The sequence below is a fragment of the Streptomyces sp. NPDC054887 genome, assembly GCF_053610585.1.
The window spans coordinates 1-18,801 of record NZ_JBSGYQ010000094.1; the positions used below are offsets into that span (position 1 = coordinate 1).

At 73.4% G+C, this 18,801-nt stretch carries 19 protein-coding genes; 10 read left to right on the top strand and 9 right to left on the bottom strand.

The window, feature by feature from the left end:
* Positions 1-247 precede the first annotated feature (247 nt).
* The 4 genes from msrB to ACWGH0_RS32200 all read right to left on the bottom strand — a co-directional run bounded on the left by msrB (position 248) and on the right by ACWGH0_RS32200 (position 3,494).
* Positions 248-652: a peptide-methionine (R)-S-oxide reductase MsrB gene (gene msrB / locus ACWGH0_RS32185; protein ID WP_453407812.1), complete on the bottom strand. Its 405-nt coding sequence runs from the start codon at positions 650-652 to the stop codon at positions 248-250.
* A gap of 10 nt (positions 653-662) precedes the next feature.
* A complete protein-coding gene (gene murC / locus ACWGH0_RS32190; protein WP_453407813.1) occupies positions 663-2,057 on the bottom strand; it encodes a UDP-N-acetylmuramate--L-alanine ligase in 1,395 nt (464 codons plus the stop codon).
* A 41-nt stretch (positions 2,058-2,098) separates the two neighbouring features.
* Positions 2,099-2,569 (bottom strand): indole-3-glycerol phosphate synthase, encoded by a 471-nt coding sequence (locus tag ACWGH0_RS32195; protein WP_453407829.1) that lies wholly within the window; start codon positions 2,567-2,569, stop codon positions 2,099-2,101.
* A 151-nt stretch (positions 2,570-2,720) separates the two neighbouring features.
* A complete protein-coding gene (locus ACWGH0_RS32200; protein ID WP_453407814.1) occupies positions 2,721-3,494 on the bottom strand; it encodes a pyrimidine reductase family protein in 774 nt (257 codons plus the stop codon).
* Positions 3,495-3,531: 37 nt separating this feature from the next.
* On the opposite strand from ACWGH0_RS32200, the gene zapE reads away from it, so the two are divergent.
* From zapE to ACWGH0_RS32220, 4 genes are all read left to right on the top strand, one after another.
* Positions 3,532-4,629 carry a cell division protein ZapE gene (gene zapE, locus ACWGH0_RS32205; protein ID WP_453407815.1) on the top strand — a complete coding sequence of 366 codons (1,098 nt, stop codon included), beginning with the start codon at positions 3,532-3,534 and terminating at the stop codon, positions 4,627-4,629.
* A 39-nt stretch (positions 4,630-4,668) separates the two neighbouring features.
* Positions 4,669-5,094 (top strand): OsmC family protein, encoded by a 426-nt coding sequence (locus ACWGH0_RS32210; RefSeq protein ID WP_450262091.1) that lies wholly within the window; start codon positions 4,669-4,671, stop codon positions 5,092-5,094.
* 127 nt (positions 5,095-5,221) lie between these two features.
* Positions 5,222-6,607: an alkaline phosphatase PhoX gene (locus ACWGH0_RS32215; protein WP_453407816.1), complete on the top strand. Its 1,386-nt coding sequence runs from the start codon at positions 5,222-5,224 to the stop codon at positions 6,605-6,607.
* Positions 6,608-6,741: 134 nt separating this feature from the next.
* The gene (locus ACWGH0_RS32220) at positions 6,742-7,599 is read left to right on the top strand and encodes a polysaccharide deacetylase family protein (RefSeq protein ID WP_453407817.1); all 858 of its coding nucleotides are present in this window, start codon (positions 6,742-6,744) and stop codon (positions 7,597-7,599) included.
* On the opposite strand, the gene ACWGH0_RS32225 is transcribed toward ACWGH0_RS32220, so the two are convergent.
* Genes ACWGH0_RS32225 through ACWGH0_RS32235 form a run of 3 tightly spaced genes read right to left on the bottom strand, consistent with a single transcriptional unit; the run spans position 7,560 to position 9,029 of the window.
* Positions 7,560-8,117 carry a GNAT family N-acetyltransferase gene (locus ACWGH0_RS32225; protein ID WP_453407818.1) on the bottom strand — a complete coding sequence of 186 codons (558 nt, stop codon included), beginning with the start codon at positions 8,115-8,117 and terminating at the stop codon, positions 7,560-7,562. The genes ACWGH0_RS32220 and ACWGH0_RS32225 overlap by 40 nt on opposite strands.
* 43 nt (positions 8,118-8,160) lie before the next feature.
* The gene (locus ACWGH0_RS32230) at positions 8,161-8,298 is read right to left on the bottom strand and encodes a hypothetical protein (RefSeq protein WP_453407819.1); all 138 of its coding nucleotides are present in this window, start codon (positions 8,296-8,298) and stop codon (positions 8,161-8,163) included.
* A 53-nt stretch (positions 8,299-8,351) separates the two neighbouring features.
* Positions 8,352-9,029, bottom strand: a complete 678-nt coding sequence (locus ACWGH0_RS32235) for an AIM24 family protein (protein WP_453407820.1) — start codon at positions 9,027-9,029, stop codon at positions 8,352-8,354.
* Positions 9,030-9,117: 88 nt separating this feature from the next.
* Between ACWGH0_RS32235 and ACWGH0_RS32240 the strand changes: the two genes are divergently transcribed.
* The 5 genes from ACWGH0_RS32240 to ACWGH0_RS32260 all read left to right on the top strand — a co-directional run bounded on the left by ACWGH0_RS32240 (position 9,118) and on the right by ACWGH0_RS32260 (position 15,314).
* Complete coding sequence (locus tag ACWGH0_RS32240; RefSeq protein WP_453407821.1) at positions 9,118-9,840, top strand: peptidyl-tRNA hydrolase; 723 nt, start codon at positions 9,118-9,120, stop codon at positions 9,838-9,840.
* A gap of 137 nt (positions 9,841-9,977) precedes the next feature.
* Positions 9,978-10,763 (top strand): DUF4142 domain-containing protein, encoded by a 786-nt coding sequence (locus ACWGH0_RS32245; RefSeq protein WP_453407822.1) that lies wholly within the window; start codon positions 9,978-9,980, stop codon positions 10,761-10,763.
* Between the two features lie 90 nt (positions 10,764-10,853).
* Positions 10,854-12,302: a DUF692 domain-containing protein gene (locus ACWGH0_RS32250; protein WP_453407823.1), complete on the top strand. Its 1,449-nt coding sequence runs from the start codon at positions 10,854-10,856 to the stop codon at positions 12,300-12,302.
* A gap of 7 nt (positions 12,303-12,309) precedes the next feature.
* Positions 12,310-13,338 carry a TIGR04222 domain-containing membrane protein gene (locus tag ACWGH0_RS32255; protein ID WP_453407824.1) on the top strand — a complete coding sequence of 343 codons (1,029 nt, stop codon included), beginning with the start codon at positions 12,310-12,312 and terminating at the stop codon, positions 13,336-13,338.
* Between the two features lie 371 nt (positions 13,339-13,709).
* Positions 13,710-15,314 carry an alpha/beta hydrolase gene (locus tag ACWGH0_RS32260; protein WP_453407825.1) on the top strand — a complete coding sequence of 535 codons (1,605 nt, stop codon included), beginning with the start codon at positions 13,710-13,712 and terminating at the stop codon, positions 15,312-15,314.
* Positions 15,315-15,344: 30 nt separating this feature from the next.
* Here ACWGH0_RS32260 and hemQ read toward each other — a convergent pair whose 3' ends face one another.
* On the bottom strand, positions 15,345-16,076 hold the full coding sequence (hemQ, locus tag ACWGH0_RS32265; protein ID WP_453407826.1) for a hydrogen peroxide-dependent heme synthase: 732 nt from the start codon (positions 16,074-16,076) through the stop codon (positions 15,345-15,347).
* 4 nt (positions 16,077-16,080) lie between these two features.
* The gene (gene hemG, locus ACWGH0_RS32270) at positions 16,081-17,508 is read right to left on the bottom strand and encodes a protoporphyrinogen oxidase (protein ID WP_453407827.1); all 1,428 of its coding nucleotides are present in this window, start codon (positions 17,506-17,508) and stop codon (positions 16,081-16,083) included.
* A 128-nt stretch (positions 17,509-17,636) separates the two neighbouring features.
* On the opposite strand from hemG, the gene ACWGH0_RS32275 reads away from it, so the two are divergent.
* Positions 17,637-18,671: a DUF4349 domain-containing protein gene (locus ACWGH0_RS32275; RefSeq protein WP_453407828.1), complete on the top strand. Its 1,035-nt coding sequence runs from the start codon at positions 17,637-17,639 to the stop codon at positions 18,669-18,671.
* Positions 18,672-18,801: the final 130 nt, after the last annotated feature.

Below are 18,801 nucleotides of genomic sequence, written 5' to 3' on the forward strand. Positions count from 1 at the left end.
TACCTCGTCGCGCCCACCCCCCCCTTACCCCCTAACACCCACCCCACCCGCGCAAACTTCGTGCTCCCCCCGTAATTGGCGTCCCCCCCGGGCGGGCGCGCGCGGGCGGCCCCCCACGCCGACGCGCCCCGTCCCGGAGTTGTCCGGGGACGGGGCGCGTCGGCGTGTCGGCTCTGCCGCGGCGGCCGAGGTCGGGCGTCCGGAGTCGGACGTCCGGGCTCGGGCGGCCGGGCTCAGGCGTCCGGGCTCAGGCGTCCGGCGTGAGGCGCAGGGAGATCGAGTTGATGCAGTAGCGCTGGTCCGTCGGGGTCGGGTAGCCCTCGCCCTCGAAGACGTGGCCCAGGTGCGAGCCGCACCTGGCGCAGCGCACCTCGGTGCGGACCATGCCGTGGGAGGTGTCCGAGATCAGCTCGACCGCGTCCGTGTCCTTCGGGTCGTAGAACGACGGCCAGCCGCAGTGCGACTCGAACTTCGCGTCCGAGCGGAAGAGCTCGGCTCCGCAGGCGCGGCAGGAGTACACACCGGTCGTCTTCGTGTCCGTGTACTCGCCGACGAAGGCGGGCTCCGTGCCGGCCTGGCGCAGGACGGCGTACTCGGCGGGGGTCAGTTCCGCGCGCCACTGCTCGTCGGGCTTCTCGACGTCGTACGACATGGGGGCTCCCTCAGTTCGACAGGCGGGCGAGGATCTGCGGACCGAGGTCCGTCACGTCACCCGCGCCCATCGTCAGAACGAGATCACCCTGCTTGGCCATTCCCGCGATCACCTCGGGGACGCTCGCCCTGTCGGCGACCGGCGTCACGTCGGCGCCGGCCGCGCGGGCCGCGTCGACGATCAGGGCGCTGGTGATGCCGGGGATCGGGTCCTCGCGGGCCGGGTAGATGTCGAGCACCACCGAGGCGTCCGCGAGGGCCAGGGCCTGGCCCATCTCCGTGCCCAGTTCCTGGGTGCGCGAGAAGAGGTGGGGCTGGAAGACGACGAGCAGCCGCGCGTCGGCGGCCGCGCCGCGCATGGCCGCGAGGTCGGCGGTCATCTCGGTCGGGTGGTGGGCGTACGAGTCGATGACCTGTACGCCGTTCACCTCGCCCTTCAGCTGGAGGCGGCGCTTGACGCCGGTGTACTTGCCGAGGGCGGACGCGAGGTTGTGGGCCGGGATGCCGAGGGCCACGCCCGCCGCAAGCGCGGCGACCGCGTTGTGGGCGTAGTGGCTGCCGGGCACGGAGACCGTGAAGGTGAGGTAGCGGCCGTCGAGGAGGACCGTGACCTCGCTGGTCAGGCCGCGCGGGGTGATCTTGTGGACGCGCACGTCGGCCGTCGGGGAGTCGCCGTACGTGACGATCTTGAGTTCGGAGAGGTCGCGCAGGCGGGAGGTCAGCTCCACGGCGCCGGCCTGGTCGGCGGAGACGACGAGCGTGCCGCCGGGGACGACCTTGCCGACGAAGGTCTCGAAGGAGTCGTAGATCTCGTCCATCGAGGCGTAGTTCGCGTGGTGGTCGAGTTCCACGTTGAGGACGATGGCGACCTGGGGGTCGTACTTCTGGAAGCTGCGGTCGCTCTCGTCGGCCTCGGCGACGAAGATGTCGCCCTCGCCGTGCGTGGCGTTCGTGCCGGGGCCTTCGAGGTCGCCGCCGATGGCGTACGACGGGTCGAGGCCGAGCTCGGTCAGGGCCACGGCCAGCATCGAGGTCGTGGTGGTCTTGCCGTGCGTGCCCGCGACGGCGATGGCCCGCGTGCCGGTCATCAGCGAGGCGAGCGCGTCGGAGCGGTGCACGACGGGGATGCCGAGCTCGGCGGCGCGGACCAGCTCGGGGTTGTCGTCGCGGATGGCGCTGGAGACGACGACGCAGGTGGAGTCGTCCGCCAGGTGTCCGGCGGCGTGGCCGATGTGGACCGCGGCGCCCAGCGCGCGCAGGGATTCGGCGGTGGCCGAGTCGCGGGCGTCGCTGCCCGCGACCCGTGCGCCGCGCTGGGCGAGGATCTTCGCGATCCCCGACATTCCGGCGCCGCCGATGCCGATGAAGTGCGGTCGGTCCATGGCGGTGGGAAGGCCGGGTGCCATGCGTTGTCTCCCAAGGTGTGACGTGTGAGCGGTGCCCCAGCCTATTCGTTGTGGGAGAAGAGCTTGAGCACCGGTACGCCGACCTTGTGACGGGCGCGCGAGGCCCAGTCCCGGTGGAAGAACTCCTCGACGTAGTGCGGCGCGGTCAGGACGATCACCTCGTCGGCCCCCGTCTCGGAGACGACCGACTTGAGGAGGTCCAGCGGATGGTCCTCCACGACCTGGCCCACGGCCTCGTTCCCGCGCGCCCGCAGCGCCTCCAGAGTCGCCTCCAGACCGCGCTGCGCCAGAGGCTTGGCCTCCTCGCCGCTGGGCTCGTCGGCCTCCCGCACGGCCTCGTCGACCTGTCCGAGCGCTACGTCGTCGATGGCGCGCAGAAGGACGTCGGCCTGGTCGCCGCGGGGCTGCATCAGAACGACGAAGGAGACGCTCTCGTCGCCGTGGAGGGTGGTGACGAAATCCACGTCGACGGAAGTCAGGGGCTTCTCGATCATCAATACGCTCGTGAACACGACGGGCGCCCTTCTCTTCTTCATGGGCCGGCGCTTCTGGGTAGCGCCGCCGGCCCCCTGCGGAAACCATCCTTCCCCGTGCCCCCACGGGGTCACTGCCGGAGTTGGCGAGCCCCGCGAAAGCTAGCGGAACAGTCAATTCCGCTGCCGGTCAGATCCGACGGTACTGGGTGAAAAGGAACCCGGCCTCCTCCAGTACGGACGCCAGTCCGAATTTTTCGGGGACCGTCACACCGGGTCCGTCGGCGATCCGCTGGGCGCGCCCCGCGGTGAGCACGGGCGACACGGTGAGGCACAGCTCGTCCAGCGCCCCGGCGGCGATGAACTGGGCCAGCAGGCGCGGTCCGCCCTCGGTCAGCAACCGGGTGAGCCCCCGCCCGGCCAGCGCCGCCACCGCCCTGGCGGGCTCCACCACCGCCCCGTCCCCGGCGATCAGCACCTCGGCCCCGGCCTCCCGGGCGGCGCGGACGCGGTCGGGCGGAGCGGTGGCGCCGGTCAGCACCAGCGTCGGGACCAGCGGGGAGACGAAGAGCGGAAGGGTGAAGTCCAGATTCAGGGACGCGCTGACCACCGCGATGGCGGGCGCGGGGCCCTGGCCCGCCGCGGCTCTGCGCTCGGCGAAGGCGTCCCGGGCGCGGGCCGGACGGTAGCCCTCCAGACGTACGGTTTCCGCTCCGACGATCACCACGTCGGCCAGCGCCCGCAGCGTGCCGAAGATGCGCATGTCGGTGTCGGAGGAGATCGGCTGCGAACGGCCCTCGTGCTGGGCGGCCCCGTCGAGGGACGAGACCATGTTGGCCCGCAGCCACGCCCCGGACGCGCCGCGCTCCTTCGGATACGCGTAGGCGTCGGCCAGCGCGTCGAGTCCCCACTCGCCCTCGGCGGCGGAGAGTGTTTCGTCGGTCACAGGGAACAGGCGTCGCATGCCGAGCAGTGTGGCACGACGCCTAGACTTGAGCCCCGTGTCGTCCTCCACCGCCGCTCATGGGTCCGCGCCCATAACCGAAGCGGCTCCGCTGTCCCTGTGCGCACGCGAGCCGCACGTCCCCGCCGACCGTCTGGTCGCCGAGATGGTGCCGCCGCCGCGCTTCGACTCGGTGCGCTTCGATACGTACGTACCGGACCCGAACCAGCCGAGCCAGAGCGAGGCGGTCCGGGTGCTGAGCGCCTTCGCGGCCGGCCTCGGCGGGGCGTCGGCGTCCGGCTCGGGCAAGCGGCGCTGGTTCGACTTCGGCAAGAAGCAGGCGGCCCCGGCCGCGCCGCTCGGCGTCTACCTCGACGGCGGGTACGGCGTCGGCAAGACGCACCTGCTCGCCTCCCTCTGGCACGCCACCCCCGCGCCCCCCGGGCTCAAGGCGTTCGGCACCTTCGTGGAGCTGACCAACCTGGTCGGCGCGCTGGGCTTCCAGGAGACCGTGCGGACGCTCGGCGGGCACCGGCTGCTGTGCATCGACGAGTTCGAACTCGACGACCCGGGCGACACGGTGCTGGTGTCGTCGCTGCTGCGCCGGCTCGTCGAGGCGGGCGTCGCGCTGGCCGCCACCTCCAACACGCTGCCCGGCAAGCTCGGCGAGGGCCGCTTCGCCGCGGTCGACTTCCTGCGCGAGATCCAGGGCCTCTCGGCCCACTTCCGGCCGCTGCGCATCGACGGCGAGGACTACCGCCACCGCGGGCTGCCCGAGGCCCCCGCGCCGTACTCCGACGAGCAGGTCACCAGGGCGGCGTACGCGACCGCGGGCGCCAGCCTCGACGACTTCCCGCGCCTGCTCGACCACCTCGCCAAGGTCCACCCCAGCCGGTACGGGGCGCTCACCGACGACGTCAGGGTCGTCTGCCTCACCGACGTGCGTCCGGTGCCGGACCAGTCGACGGCGCTGCGGCTCGTGGTGCTCGCCGACCGGCTGTACGACCGCGAGGTGCCGGTGCTGGCCTCCGGGCTGCCGTTCGACCGGCTGTTCAGTGACGACATGCTGAACGGCGGCTACCGGAAGAAGTACTTCCGGGCGATCTCCCGGCTGACCGCGCTGGCGCGCGACGCGAAGGGCTTGATCGCGCAGTAGGTTGGCCCTGGATCACCGTCCGCGAGAAGGGCTTTCGAAATGGCTGCAACGCGTCAGGCACACAGCGTCTGGGAAGGCGACCTGTTCAAGGGCAAGGGCACCGTGACCCTCGATTCGTCCGGCATCGGGGAGCACCCCGTCTCCTGGCCGGCCCGTACCGAGGAGCCGAACGGCATGACCAGCCCCGAGGAGCTGATCGCCGCCGCCCAGTCCAGCTGCTACAACATGGCGTTCTCCAACGTCCTCGCCAAGGCGGGCACCCCGCCGAACCGCCTGAACACCAAGGCCGAGGTCACCTTCGTGCCGGGCGAGGGCATCACCCGCATCCACCTCACCGTGCAGGGCGAGGTGCCGGGCATGGACGAGGCCGCGTTCGTCAAGGCGGCCGAGGAGGGCAAGGCGAACTGCCCGGTCAGCCAGGCTCTGGCGGGTACGACGATCACGCTGAGCGCGTCCCTCGTCTGACCCGGGCACACGCGTCGGGCTGACGCGCCGCACGAGGCGGTGTGGCCCGCATGGTTCACGTGAGATCACTTGCGTGCTACACACGTGCGGGTCACACGTTTCCTGTCCGCCAGCAGGGAGAGACCTCATGTCTGAAACAGCCTCATCGTCCGCGTCCCGCCGGCATGTTCTGGCCCGCGCGGGCGCCATCGGCGCCGGTGTCGCGTTCGCCGGCTCGGTGTCGGAGATCTTCGCCGGCACGGCCGCCGCCCAGGGACTGGGCCGCCGCGGGTACGGACCGCTCGTGCCCGACCCGGACGGGCTCCTCGATCTGCCCGAGGGGTTCCGCTACAAGGTCCTCTCCCGGGAGGGCCGGCCCCTGAGCTCGGGCGAGGGCCCCGTCCCGGGCAACCACGACGGCATGGGCGCCTTCCGGGGCCGTCACGGCCGTGTCCACCTCGTCCGCAACCACGAGAACCGCCACAGCGCGAAGCTCGGCGTACCGACGGTCGAGGGCCTGACGTACGACCCGGCCGCGAAGGGCGGCTGTACGGCGCTCGCGCTCGACGGGCGCAACAACGTGCTCGGTGAGCGCGTCGCCATCGCCGGTACGGCCGTCAACTGCGCGGGCGGGCCCACCCCGTGGAACACGTGGCTCACCTGCGAGGAGAACGAGGACAAGGCCGGCACCAACGGCTACACCAAGGACCACGGCTTCATCTTCGAGGTCGACCCCGTCGACCCGCACCGCTCCGGCGCCGTCCCCCTCACGGCGATGGGCCGCTTCCAGCACGAGGCGATCGCCGTGGACCCGCGCAGCGGCATCGTGTACGAGACGGAGGACGCGTTCCAGAAGCCCTTCGGCCTCTTCTACCGCTTCCTGCCCGAGAAGCCGCTGGGCGGTCCGGGGTCCCTGCGCGCGGGCGGCGCGCTGGAAGCCATGCGGGTGCCGGGCGTGCCCGACCTGTCGGCGGTCCGGGAGACGGGCGCAAGCTTCAGAGGCGTCGAGTGGGTGCCCGTGCCCGACCCGCTGGCCGAGGAGACGCCGATCCGTCTCCAGGACTTCGGCCGCAAGGGCATCACGCACGCCCAGAAGCTGGAGGGCTGCTACTGGGGCGACCGCGCCGTGTACTTCGTCTCCAGCTTCGCCCGCAGCGCGGAGGGGTCGGCGGCCGACCACTTCGGGCAGGTGTGGAAGTACGAGCCGGAGAAGCGGCTGCTGACCCTGGTCGTCGTCTTCGGCCCGAGCACGGACATCCAGCTGCCGGGCGAGTCCCCCGACAACATCTGCCTCGCCCCGCGCGGCGGCCTGATGGTGTGCGAGGACGGCAACGGCGCGCAGCACGTGTACGGGCTGACCAGGCGCGGCGAGGTGTACGCGATGGCGCGCGGGCGGCAGAACATCGGCACGCCGCAGGAGCCGGAATGGGGCGAGTTCGCCGGCGTCACCTTCTCCCCCGACTGCGCGACGATGTACGTGAACTGCTACACGCCGGGCACGACGTTCGCGGTGACGGGTCCGTTCCACCACTGAGTCCCGCGCCACCCCGGGGGCCGGCCGCGCCGGCCGGCCCCTTCGCCGCGCCGCCTCCGCCGCTCGGCACCCGTTCGGCAGCAGCGTCCGCGTGGAAGACGGAAGCTTCACGAATGATCATATAACTTCACCATGTGATCACCTTTGCGCGCAGTCTGGCGACAGTGGCGGTACTCGGCGCGGCTCTCACCGGCTGCGGCGGCGGCGAGTCCCGGGGCTCGCTCGCCGCCCCGCCGCAGGGACCGGCGTCCGCCTCCGCCTCCGCCGCCGCTTCCCGGCAGCCCGCCCCCGCACCGCCGACCCTCGCGGCGGGCCCCGGCGGGCTCACCCCGGTCTTCGAACGCGCCGCCGGGGCCCGCGCGAAGACCGTCGCCCTCACCTTCGACGCCGACATGACGGCGGACCAGGGCCCGCGCGCCGCCCGCGGCGAGCGCTTCGACAACCCCGCCCTGATCGCGTCCCTGCGCAGGCTGAACGTTCCGGCGACGGTGTTCATGACGGGCCGCTGGGCCGAGGAGTACCCGGACCAGGCCCGCTCCATCGGGCGCGACCCGCTGTTCGAGATCGCCAACCACTCGTACAGTCACCACGCCTTCGCGTCCCCCTGCTACGGCCTGCCGACGCTCGGCAGGCCTGCCATGCGCACCGACGTGGAGCGGGCCTTCGCCGCGTTCCGCAAGGCCGGGGTGCGCAACGTGGTCCCGTACTTCCGCTTCCCCGGCGGCTGTTACGACGACGAGGCCCTGCGCGCACTGGCCCCGGCCGGGGTGACGGCGGTCCAGTGGGACGTGGTGAGCGGCGACGCCTTCGCGCGCGACGGGGACGCGGTGGCCGAGCAGGTCCTGGCGGGGGTGCGCCCGGGGTCGCTGGTGGTCATGCACTGCACGCGCAGCGCGGCACCGGTGACCGAACAGGCGGTGCGGCGGATCGTGCCCGAACTGCGGGCGCGCGGCTACCGCTTCGTGAAGGTCTCGGAGCTCCTGAAGAGCTGAGTCTCGTACAGCGTCTCCATGCCGTCGATCTCGTCCCACTGCTCGCCCACCGCGGTGAAGCCGAAGCCGGCGACGGTGGCCAGGGACGCCACGTTGTCGGGCCGGATCGACGCCCGCACCGTGGTCACGGCGGGCTCGGCCGCGGCCCGGCGCAGCAGCTCGGTCAAGGTGGCCCTGGCGTAGCCACGGCGGCGGAAGGCGGGGTCGACGGCGTATCCCAGCTCCACCGTGCCCCGGTCGTCGGGCGGGCCGTGGAACCCGCCGTGCCCGACGACCGCGCCGCCCGGCGCGCACACCGCGATCCGGTGGCACCAGCGGGCCCGCGCCGGGTCGTCGGCGATCTGGCCGAGGCGGTAACGCCACAGCCACAGCGCGCTGTCCGTCAGGAAGAAGTCGGTGAGGGCCACGCCGGCCCTCGCCCCGGCGGTCGCCAGGTCGCGGTCGAGGAGAGCGGCCATGACCGCCTCGTCCAGCTCGACGAAGGTGGTGCGCTCACGCTGCTCGTACGGTTCTGTCACCGTGCGGATGATTCCGGGCGCCCTGCGGGCTGTCCACCGGATTTCAGCCGGAGCAGGCCGTGCGCTGCGCCTCGTGCCACGCGCAGACGGGGCAGTGCACGACGCCCTTGACGGACTCCGGGTACTCGGTCGGCTCCCGGCAGAGCACGCACTCGGCGTACGGCGGGTTCTCCTCGTCCATGCGTACGAGCCTACCCGGGCTCCTCGGGGCCGGGCGGACTCGTGACCCGCGGGTCAGCTGCTTGCCGCCTTCTCGGGCTTCAGCTCGCTCGGCCGGACGATGACGAAGCCGTCGCCCTGGAGCATCAGCTGGACCGCCTCGCCGGAGCCGCCCCGGATCATGGAGCCGACCGACTGCGAGCGGTGCAGCGACGTGTTGAGGTGGGCGCTCCAGCCCACCACCGCGTCGGTGTCGACGTACACCGGCTGCTGCTGCGTCACGGGAATGACGATCGGGCTGCCCTCGCAGATCACGGCGAGCTTGCCGTACCCGGTGAACACGCTGTTGAAGAGGCCGCCGCCGGTCATGCCGGCGCCCTTCACCGTCTTGATCTCGTACGAGAGGGTCGCGTCGAAGCACAGTACGTTGCGGCCGTTGACGGTGAGGGCGTCGCCCTGGTCTATGTCGACGATGAAGCAGTTCTGCGCCTCGTGCGCGAACCACGCCTCGCCCTGGCCGCGGACGGCCATCAGCGCCAGCCCTTCGCCGGTCACCGCGCGCTTGAGCATGCCGCCGATGCCCTGGCCCTTGCGCTCGAACTGGAGGTTGCCGCGGAAGGCGATCATCGAACCCTGCCGCGCGTGCATCTCGCCGTTGACCGCGTACTTCACCGACTTGGCGTTCTGGAGGGTCATTCCGGGCACAGTGGCCTGCTGCGCCATGTTCTCTGAGGCAAAAAGATCGCTCTTCATGCGGAGCATCCTCGCCCGGAGCCATTGCTTCCGCCAACCTCCCGGGGGAGGAGATGAGCGGTCGCCGGGCGCTGGCAGACTGGGGCCGGTGAGCGACAACGACATCCCCGAGACCCCCGGCAGCCCCTTCCGGCACGAGCGGACCGCGCGCGACGAGGCCCCGCAGTTCGTACTGCCCCTCGTCGTCCACATCGAGAAGGACGACCCGCCGGCCCGTACGGACGCCCTGGAGACGGCGGCCCGCGCGGTGCTCGTGATGCTGTCCGACGAACGGTCGCTGGGCGAGGGCGAGTGGGCCGGGGTCATGCGCCTGTGGCAGGACGCCCGGATCCGCAAGGTGGTGCGCCGGGCGCGGGGCGGCGAGTGGCGCAAGGCCGCGGCGCTGCCCGGCATCACGGTGACCGGGGACGCCGCCGAGGTGCGGGTCTTCCCGCCGGTGCCGCTCGACGGCTGGCCCAGGGAGCTGGCGAAGCTCCAGGTCTCGGGCACGGAACTGGACGACCCGCGGCCGCCCGACCCGGCCCCCGCCGGCGGCGCCGTGCTGTGGCTGAGCCCGGATGTCTCCATGTCGGCGGGCAAGGCGATGGCGCAGGCCGGCCACGGGGCCCAACTCGCCTGGTGGGACCTGCCGGAGACGGAGCGCAAGGCGTGGCGGGACGCGGGATTCCCGCTCGCGGTCCGTACCGCCGAGGCCGGGCGGTGGCGGGAGCTCACCACGAGCGGGCTGCCCATGGTGCGGGACGCGGGATTCACCGAGATCGCGCCCGGCTCGTGCACGGTGGTCGCGGACCACCCGGCGCTGCGCCGCTGACCCCGACGCGCTCCGCACGCCCTTTGAACGCGCCGACCCAGTCATACGTACCTACGAATACTTCGCAAGTAGGTTGTCCGGCCGCCCCGCAGGCGGTTGGTTCGACGGTGTAACGCATCGGCTCGGGAGACATTTTGTTGCGACGCATCAACGGAACAGCACTTATCATCGCGGCACTTGTCGCCACCATCGGCGCACTCGCCTTCCCCGTGTGGTCCTACGCGGACCGCTCGGGCACCGGCCAGGCCAACCTCAACGCCTCCTCGGTCGCGACCCAGTGGGGTCCGCTGTCCGCCACCGACCGGGATTTCCTGGTCAAGGTGCGGCTGGCGGGCCTGTGGGAGCTGCCCGCGGGGCAGCAGGCGCTCGAACGCGCCCCCAGCGAGGCGATCAAGGAGGCCGGCGACCACCTGATCGTCGGCCACACGGACCTCGACAAGCGGGCCCGCAAGGTCGCCGCCCAGCTCAACGTGCCGCTGCCCAACCAGCCCAACGAGCAGCAGCAGGGCTGGCTCAGGGAGCTGTCGGCGGCGAGCGGTCCGGAGTACGAGCGCAAGTTCGCCAACCTTCTGCGCAACGCGCACGGCAAGGTGTTCGCTCTCATAGCCCAGGTGCGGCACACCACCCGCAACGCGCTGATCCGTCAGCTCGCGAGTGACGCGAACCAGACCGTCCTGGACCACATCACCATGCTGGAGGCCACCGGCCTCGTCGACTTCGACGCCCTGGCGAACGAGGCGGCGGGCACCGTCACCGCGAGCCCCTCGGGGCCGCCGCCGCCGGACAACTCGGTGACGGTCCCCTCGCCGCCGGCCGCCGTGCCGACCGGTGAGCAGACCTTCACCTCGCGGCCGTCCGCGCAGCCCGAGGGGGAGATCGGCAGCCCGGCGGTGAACACCAACCGCCCCGAACCGGCGCCGTAACCTCAAATCAAGCTCTGAACGTCCCCTCCGGTGGGTTCGGCGGCGTGCGCCGGGGCCATCACCCCTGCACGAAGCGCGGGAGGGGGAGACATGGAGCGTCTCGGTACGGGGATCGGCTGGCGGCCGGAGATCGCGGAAGCGGTGGAGGGGCTGCCCGGCGTCGACTGGGTGGAGGCGGTGGCGGAGAACCTCTGCCCCGGCCACCTCCCCGACTCCCTGCTGCGCCTGCGCGCCCGCGGTACGACGGTGATCCCGCACGGCGTCTCGCTCGGCCTGGGCGGCGCGGACCGCCCGGACCCGGGACGCCTGGCGGACCTGGCGGCGACGGCGGAGGCCCTGGGCGCGCCGCTCGTCACGGAGCACATCGCGTTCGTACGGGCGGGCGGCCCCCTCACGGCGAGCCCGCGGCTGGAGGCGGGGCACCTGCTGCCGGTGCCCCGCACCCGCGACGCGCTCGACGTGCTGTGCGAGAACGTCCGGATCGCCCAGGACTCGCTGCCGGTGCCGCTGGCGCTGGAGAACATCGCGGCGCTGGTCGCCTGGCCCGACGAGGAGATGACGGAGGGCCAGTTCCTGGCCGAGCTGGTGTCCCGGACCGGCGTGCGCCTCCTGATCGACGTGGCCAACCTCCACACGAACCGCGTGAACCGGGGCGAGGACCCCGCCAGGGCGCTCGACGAGCTGCCGGTGGAGGCGATCGCGTACGTCCACGTGGCGGGCGGCATCGAGAAGGACGGCGTCTGGCACGACACGCACGCCCATCCCGTGACCCGGCCGGTCCTCGACATCCTGACGGACCTGCGCTCCCGCACGGACCCCCCGGGCGTCCTGCTGGAACGCGACGACGACTTCCCCGCGCCGCACGTGCTGGCATGCGAACTGGACGAGATCCGCGCGGCGCTGGCGCGCGGGGCCGCCGGTGGGCGCCGGTCCCGTCGACCGCTGGCGGCGGCCGGGGCGGCCGCCCCGGCTTCGGGGAGGGGGCACGCGGCGCGGCCGACCCCGGGCCGTGCCGGGTCCGTACGGAAGGACGCTCCCCGGTCTCTCGTACCCGCGCCTGCGCCCGTGCCCGCGTCCGTGCCCGTGCCCGTGCCCGCCCCCCGGCCGGCCGGGGCGGCGGCGCCGGGCGGTGGCGCCCGTACCCGGGTCGCCGTGGGGCAGGTCGCGTTGCTGTCCGCCCTCGTGGCCGGGACGCCGGCCCCCGCCGGCTTCGACTCGGCCCGCCTGCGCGTCCAGAGCCGCGCGCTGGCCGGGAAGCGGGCCGACGTCGTCGCCAAGGTCGCGCCCGAACTGCCGGAGATCCTGGGTTCGGAGTACCGCACCGCGTTCCTCACGTACGCCAGGTCCCGCCCCATGTCCGCGGGTTACCGGCGGGACGCGCTCGACTTCGCCGAGCACGTGCTGGCCACCGGCCGGCCGGCGGACGGGGCCGCGCGCACGCGGCTGACCCACTGGTGGCAGGACCGCGCGGCCCCGCGCCCGCCCCGCCGTACGACCCGACTCCTCCGTGCGGCGCGTGCCGCACTCGTCCGGAAGTGACGCGCCGATGACCATGACCGTTGTCGCCCTGCTCATCACGTCCGCCGTGGTGGCCTCCTGTGTCGTCCTGCTCCGGGGCGTCTCGGCCCTGCACCGCTCCGCCGACGGCGGCCCCGCCCCGACCCTGGACCTCATGGAGGCCGCGTTCCTGAACGGCGGCCCCTCCCGGGCCGTGGACGTCGCCCTCACCACGATGTACTGCGACGGCCGCCTCGCGATCGGCGGCCCCGGCATCGCCTCGGCCAGGAGCGCCGTCGCGCACGACCCGGTGGAGCGGGCCGTGCTCACCGGCCTGGCCGCCGCCCCCAACGGCGCGCTGCACCATCTGCGGCACGCCGTGATGCGCGACGCGGCGGTGCAGGAGATCGGCGACAGCCTCGCGTTCCGCGGCCTGATGGTGCCGCCGGGAGCCGGGCGCGGGTTGCGCACCGGCGGCACGATCCTCGCGCTGCTCTGCGTGGTCGGACTCCCCTTCACCGGCGTGGCGGCCGGCGTGGCGGGCTTCGCCGGGCAGCCCGTCGGCGTGTTCCTCGCCCTGGTCCTGCCCAGCCTGCTCGCGGGCGTCATCTGCGGCTCGGTCGGCGCGACGAGGGCGGGCGCCCGCGTCACCCCGGCGGGCCGGGCGGCGGCCACGGCGTACGCGGTCGCGTACGCGTACTGGACAGGCCCGGGACACCTCGTCGCGGTGCAGGGCCTGCGGGCGCTGCCCGACCCCGTGCTCCAGGACCAGCTGCGCACAGCGGCGCGGCTGACCCCCGGCCGGCCGCGCACCACGGGCGGCGTCCCGTCGGCGGGCGCCGACCAGACCTCCTACGCGGCGGCGGCGATGGTCTGGTGCGCCGGCTCGGTCTCGGGCCATTCGAGCTGCGGCAGCTCGGGGGACGGCGGTTCCGGGCGGGGCGGATCGAGCTGCGGGTCGGGCTCCGGGTCGAGCTGCGGTTCCGGCTCCGGCTCCAGTTGCAGTTCCGGCTCGAGCTCGAGCTCCAGTTGCAGTTCCGGTTCGAGCTCGGGCTCCAGCTGCGGCAGCAGCTCCTGACCGGCGACCCGACGCACCCACCGGGCAGGGTCACTCGCAGCGGGTGCAGTTCCGGTTCGAGCTCGGGCTCCAGCTGCGGCAGCAGCTCCTGACCGGCGACCCGACGCACCCACCGGGCAGGGTCACTGGCCGCGGGCAAGGGCGCGGCGGCGCACGCCCCGGCCCCGCTCACGGACCGCCGGGCCGCCCCGCCGCCGCCGGCCGCGCGCGGTCACCCCGGACGCCCGCACGCAATGTCGACCGTCCGCACCCGCGTGCCGCCCCCGCGACCCGTCGGGGTCATTGGCCCCGACACCGCCCCCCGGTGCTTTACATCGCCAACTGCCCCGCCAAGTATCCCTTTTGTCCTGCACCTGTACGAAGGGAACGCGATGAGAGCACTGGCGATGTACGGGACCCTGGCATCCGCCGGCTCCCTGGTCCTGACCGCCCTCGTCGCCGCCCCCGCGGGCAGCGCCGAGTCCCCCGCGTCCCCCGAGGCCCGCGGCACCGCGCTCGCCGCCCACCGCGCGGCCGCCGCCGGCATCGCCTTCGGCGCGTGCCCGAAGTCGGAGGGCCTGCCCGGACACATCAGGTGCGGCACGGTCGAGGTGCCCCTCGACTACGCCGACCCCGACGGCCGCCGCATCTCGCTGACCGTCAGCCGCGCCCGTGCGACGGGCAGGCCCGCCGCGCGCCAGGGCGCGCTCGTCTACAACCCGGGCGGCCCCGGCGCCTCCAGCATGTTCTTCCCCATGGCGGGCGTGCTGCCCGAGTGGAAGAAGACCGGGGCGGCGTACGACCTCGTCGGCTACGCCCCGCGCGGCGTCGGCCGCTCCGCCCCGCTGTCGTGCCAGGACCCGTCGCAGCTCGTGCAGGCACCCAGCGACGCCCCGACGTACCCCTCGCACGCGTACAAGCAGGAGCGGATCGCCCGCGCGAAGGCGTACGCCGACGGCTGCGCCCGCAGGGCGGGCGGCGCGCTGCGCCACTACACGTCGCTCAACAACGCCCGCGACCTGGACGTGCTGAGGGCGGCGCTGGGCGAGAAGAAGCTGACCTTCATGGGCGCGTCGTACGGCACCTACTTCGGGGCGCTGTACGCGACGCTCTTCCCCTCCCACGTGCGCCGCATGGTGTTCGACTCGGCGGTCAATCCCGACCCGGAGCAGATCTGGTACCGCAACAACCTGGACCAGTCGCTCGCCTTCGAGGGGCGCTGGAAGGACTTCCGCACCTGGGTCGCCAAGCACCACAGGACCTACCGCCTCGGCGCCACGCCCGACGAGGTCCTGGCGAGCTACGAGAGGGTGCGCGCCGGCCTCGCCCGCCGGCCGGCGGGCGGCAGGGTGGGGCCGGGCGAACTCCAGGCGGCGCTGCTCGGCGCCGGTTACTACGACGACTACTGGGCGATGCGGGCCACCGCGCTGTCGGAGTACCTGAAGGGCAATCCGAAGCCCCTGATCGACCAGGCCTCACCGAGGTCCGGGTCGGCGCGGGCCGACGAGAACAGCAAGGCCGTCTACACCGCCGTCGAGTGCAACGACGCGGCCTGGCCGGCCGAGTGGTGGGTGTGGGACCGGGACAACAGCCTGCTCGCGGCGCGCGCGCCGTTCGAGACGTGGGACAACGCGTGGATGAACCTGCCGTGCGCGTACTGGAGCGCTCCGCGCCAGGAGCCCCTGGACGTCGGCGCGGGGCCGGGCGAGCTGCCCCCGACGCTGATCCTGGCCGCCGAGCGGGACGCGGCGACGCCGTACCGGGGGGCGCTGGAGCTGCACCGGCGGCTGGCGGGGTCCGCGCTGGTCACGGAGCGGGACGCGGGGACGCACGGCATCGGCGGCGGCGCGAACAGGTGCGTGAACGGTCATCTGGAGACGTACCTCCTGACCGGTCGGACGCCGGTGCGGCGCGCGGAGTGCGCGCCGCACCGGGAGCCGAACCCGGTGTCGCTGGACGAGCGGGCAGTGGCGAAGGAGCCGGCGCCCGCCGTCTGATCTTCCGGGTCGGGGGTGGTGGGCCGCCGCTCAGGCGAGGCCCGCCACCAGGTCTGCGACGGACTTGCGGCGGCCCGTGTAGAAGGGCACCTCTTCGCGCACGTGCATGCGCGCCTCGGAGGCGCGCAGGTGGCGCATCAGGTCGACGATGCGGTACAGCTCGTCGGCCTCGAAGGCCAGCAGCCACTCGTAGTCGCCGAGCGAGAACGAGGCGACCGTGTTGGCGCGCACGTCCGGGTAGCCGCGCGCCATCTTGCCGTGGTCCGCGAGCATGCGGCGGCGGTCCTCGTCGGGCAGCAGGTACCAGTCGTACGAGCGCACGAAGGGGTAGACGGAGACGTAGTTGCGCGGCGTCTCGTCGGCCAGGAACGCCGGGATGTGCGACTTGTTGAACTCGGCGGGGCGGTGCAGCGCCATGTTCGACCAGACCGGCTCCAGCGCGCGGCCCAGCCTGGTCCGGCGGAAGAGGTTGTACGCCTCCTGGAGCTGGTCGGCGGTCTCGGCGTGCCACCAGATCATGACGTCGGCGTCGGCGCGCAGCCCCGACACGTCGTACGTGCCGCGCACGGTGACGTCCTTGGCGGCGAGCTGGTCGAACAGCTCCTGGACCTCGTCGGCGAACCCGGCGCGGTCCTCCGGCAGCGCGTCACGCAGCTTGAAGACGGACCACAGGGTGTAGCGGATGACGTCGTTGAGGTCCTTCGCCTTCTTGCCGGCGTTGGGGCCTCGGGGGGATGTCACAGTCTCCGGAGCATCAGTCATGTCCCTATTCTCCCGCCTCGTGATCCGTGCCTCGCGCCGGGTCCGGGGTGAGCATGATCTCGTCGGCGGCGCGCAGGCCGCTCGCGACGCACGCGGGGATGCCGACGCCGTCGTACGCCGCCCCGCAGACCCGCAGTCCGGGCAGCTTCGCCACTTCGTCGCGCACCCGCGCGACCCGGTCGGGGTGGCCGACGGGGTACTGCGGCAGACCGCCGATCCAGCGGGTGACCTCGGTGGCCACGGGCCGGGCGGCGAGGCCGGTGGCGGCGGCGAGGTCGCTCAGGGAGGCGTCCACCAGCTCCTCGTCCTCGCGGTGCAGGTGCTCCTCCTCGCCGTAGCGGCCGATGGAGGTGCGCAGGAGGAACAGGTCGGGGGCGGCGGCGTCCACCCATCCCCACTTGCGGGTGGAGAAGGTGGACGCCTTGATCGTGCGCCCGTCCACCGGCGGCACCAGGAAGCCGGAGCCGGCCGGCAGCCCTTCGGCGTCGCGGCGCCGGAAGGCCATGGTGACCAGGGCCATGGACGCGTACTCGACGGCGGACAGCTCGGCGGCCGCGGCCGGCGACTCGGCGGCGAGCAGCGCGGAGGCCGCCCAGGCGGGCGCCGCGAGGACCACGGAGTCCGCGGCGATCACCCGCTCGTCGGTGCGCACCCGCCAGCCGTCCGGTCCCCGGGTCAGGCCGATCACCGGGGTACGGAGGAGGACTTCGCCGCCCAGCGCCCGCACGGCGTCGGCGACGGCGTCGGGCAGGGTGCCGACACCGCCCTCGACGCCCATGAAGACGGGCCCGTCCTGCTGCTTCCCGGCGGCCCGGCGCTGGATGTCCCGCACCCCGTCGAGGAGCGAGTCGTGCGTCCGCGCGGCCTCGAAGAGCTGCGGTACGGCGGCGCGCATCGAGGTGCGGTACACGTCACCGGCGTACACCCCGCCCAGCAGCGGTTCCACCAGCCGGTCGACGACCTCCCGGCCGAGGCGGGCCGCGACGTACGCGCCGAGCGCGATGTCGTCGCCCACTTCGGTGCGCGGGAGTTCGCGGTCGCGGCGCATCCGCGCCAGGCCGTCGGCGGAGAGGACTCCGCCGAGCACCTCCGGGTCGCCGGGCACGCCCATCACGTGGCCCTTGGGCATCGGGGTGAGCGCGCCCCGGTTCCACAGCGACGCGGTCGCGGTGGCCGGCGGTTGGAGCCGCCCGCCGAGGCCCGCCTCGCGGGCGAGGGCGACCGCCTCGGGCCGCCGGGCCAGCATCGACTCGGCGCCCAGGTCGACGGTGACGCCCGCGACCTCGCCGGTCAGCAGCTTGCCGCCGAGCCGGTCCGTCGCCTCCAGCAGCGTCACGCGCGCACCGGCGCCGACGAGCCGGTGGGCGGCGGCGAGTCCAGAGATGCCGCCGCCGATGACGACGACATGGCCCGTACGAGATTCCACGTTCATGGGTCCACTCTCTCAAACCCTGATCGAGTCCTGACCGTGACCGCTTCGGGACCGTGGAACGGCAACCCCCTCCCCCACCTCGTACGTCGAACCGGCAACACTCACCACGACGTTCGGGGGGAACCGACATGCGTGCAGCACGTACGTCCGGTCACCGGTCCACCAAGGTCCTCGCGGCCGCTCTGCTCACCGCGTCGCTCGCGGTCGGCGGCTGCGGGGCGAACGACGACAGCGGGGCCGGAGACAGCAGCCACAAGGGCGTGGCGGCCGACTCCAAGGGCGGGGGGCAGGAGCAGGCGGCGCCGGGCAGCCGCGCGGACACCGCTTCGGGGGCCGGGGCGCGGAACCCGGCCGGCGCGGCCGGGGCGAAGAAGCCGCCGCTCGCCAAGAGCCATGTGATCCGCACCGCGACGCTGTCCGTCGAGGTCGAGAGCGCGACGAAGGCGCTGGCCACGGCGCGTACGGCGGCCGAGAACGCCGGCGGCATCGTCGGCAACGAGACCACCGAGCGGATCGACGACAGCCACGTGTACGCCCGCATCGTGCTGCGCGTCCCGCAGGAGGAGTACGACGGCGTACTGAAGGAGCTCTCCGGTACCGGCAAGCTGCTCAGCCGCAAGGCCGGCGCCAAGGACGTCACCGAGCAGGTGGTGGACGTCGAGAGCCGCGTCAAGTCGCAGCGGACCAGCGTCGCGCGGGTGCGGGAGATGATGGACCGGGCCACGAAGATCAGCGATGTGGTCATGCTGGAGGGGGAACTGAACACGCGTCAGACGGAGCTGGAGGCGCTGCTCGCGCAGCAGGCGTCGCTGAAGGACCGTACGAGCCTGGCGACCATCACGCTGGAACTCTCCGAGCCCGAGGCGGCCGAGAAGGCCGAGGACGAGGACCCCGGATTCCTGGACGCGCTCGCGGGCGGCTGGGACGCGTTCGTCACGACCCTGAAGTGGGTGGCGATGGCGCTCGGCGCGGTGGCCCCGTTCGCCGGCGCGCTCGCCCTGCTGTACGTCCTGTGGCGGCTGGTGCGCGGCCGGGTGCCGCAGCGGCGGACGGCCGTGCCGGCGACCGCCACCGGCATGGGCGCGACGGCCGCTCCGTACCCGGCGGCCGGGCCCGCGGCGCCGGGCGGGGAGGCGACGCCCGGGCCGGGGCCGCGGGGGTAGCGCTTAGCGTGTCCTCGGACGTGACGGCCGACCGAGGGGACACGCATGGCAGCGGCGGAACGACTGGTGGTCATCGGCGGCGGCGGCGGGGGGCTGTGCCGCCCGGCGCCAGGCCCCCCGGCGCGGGGGC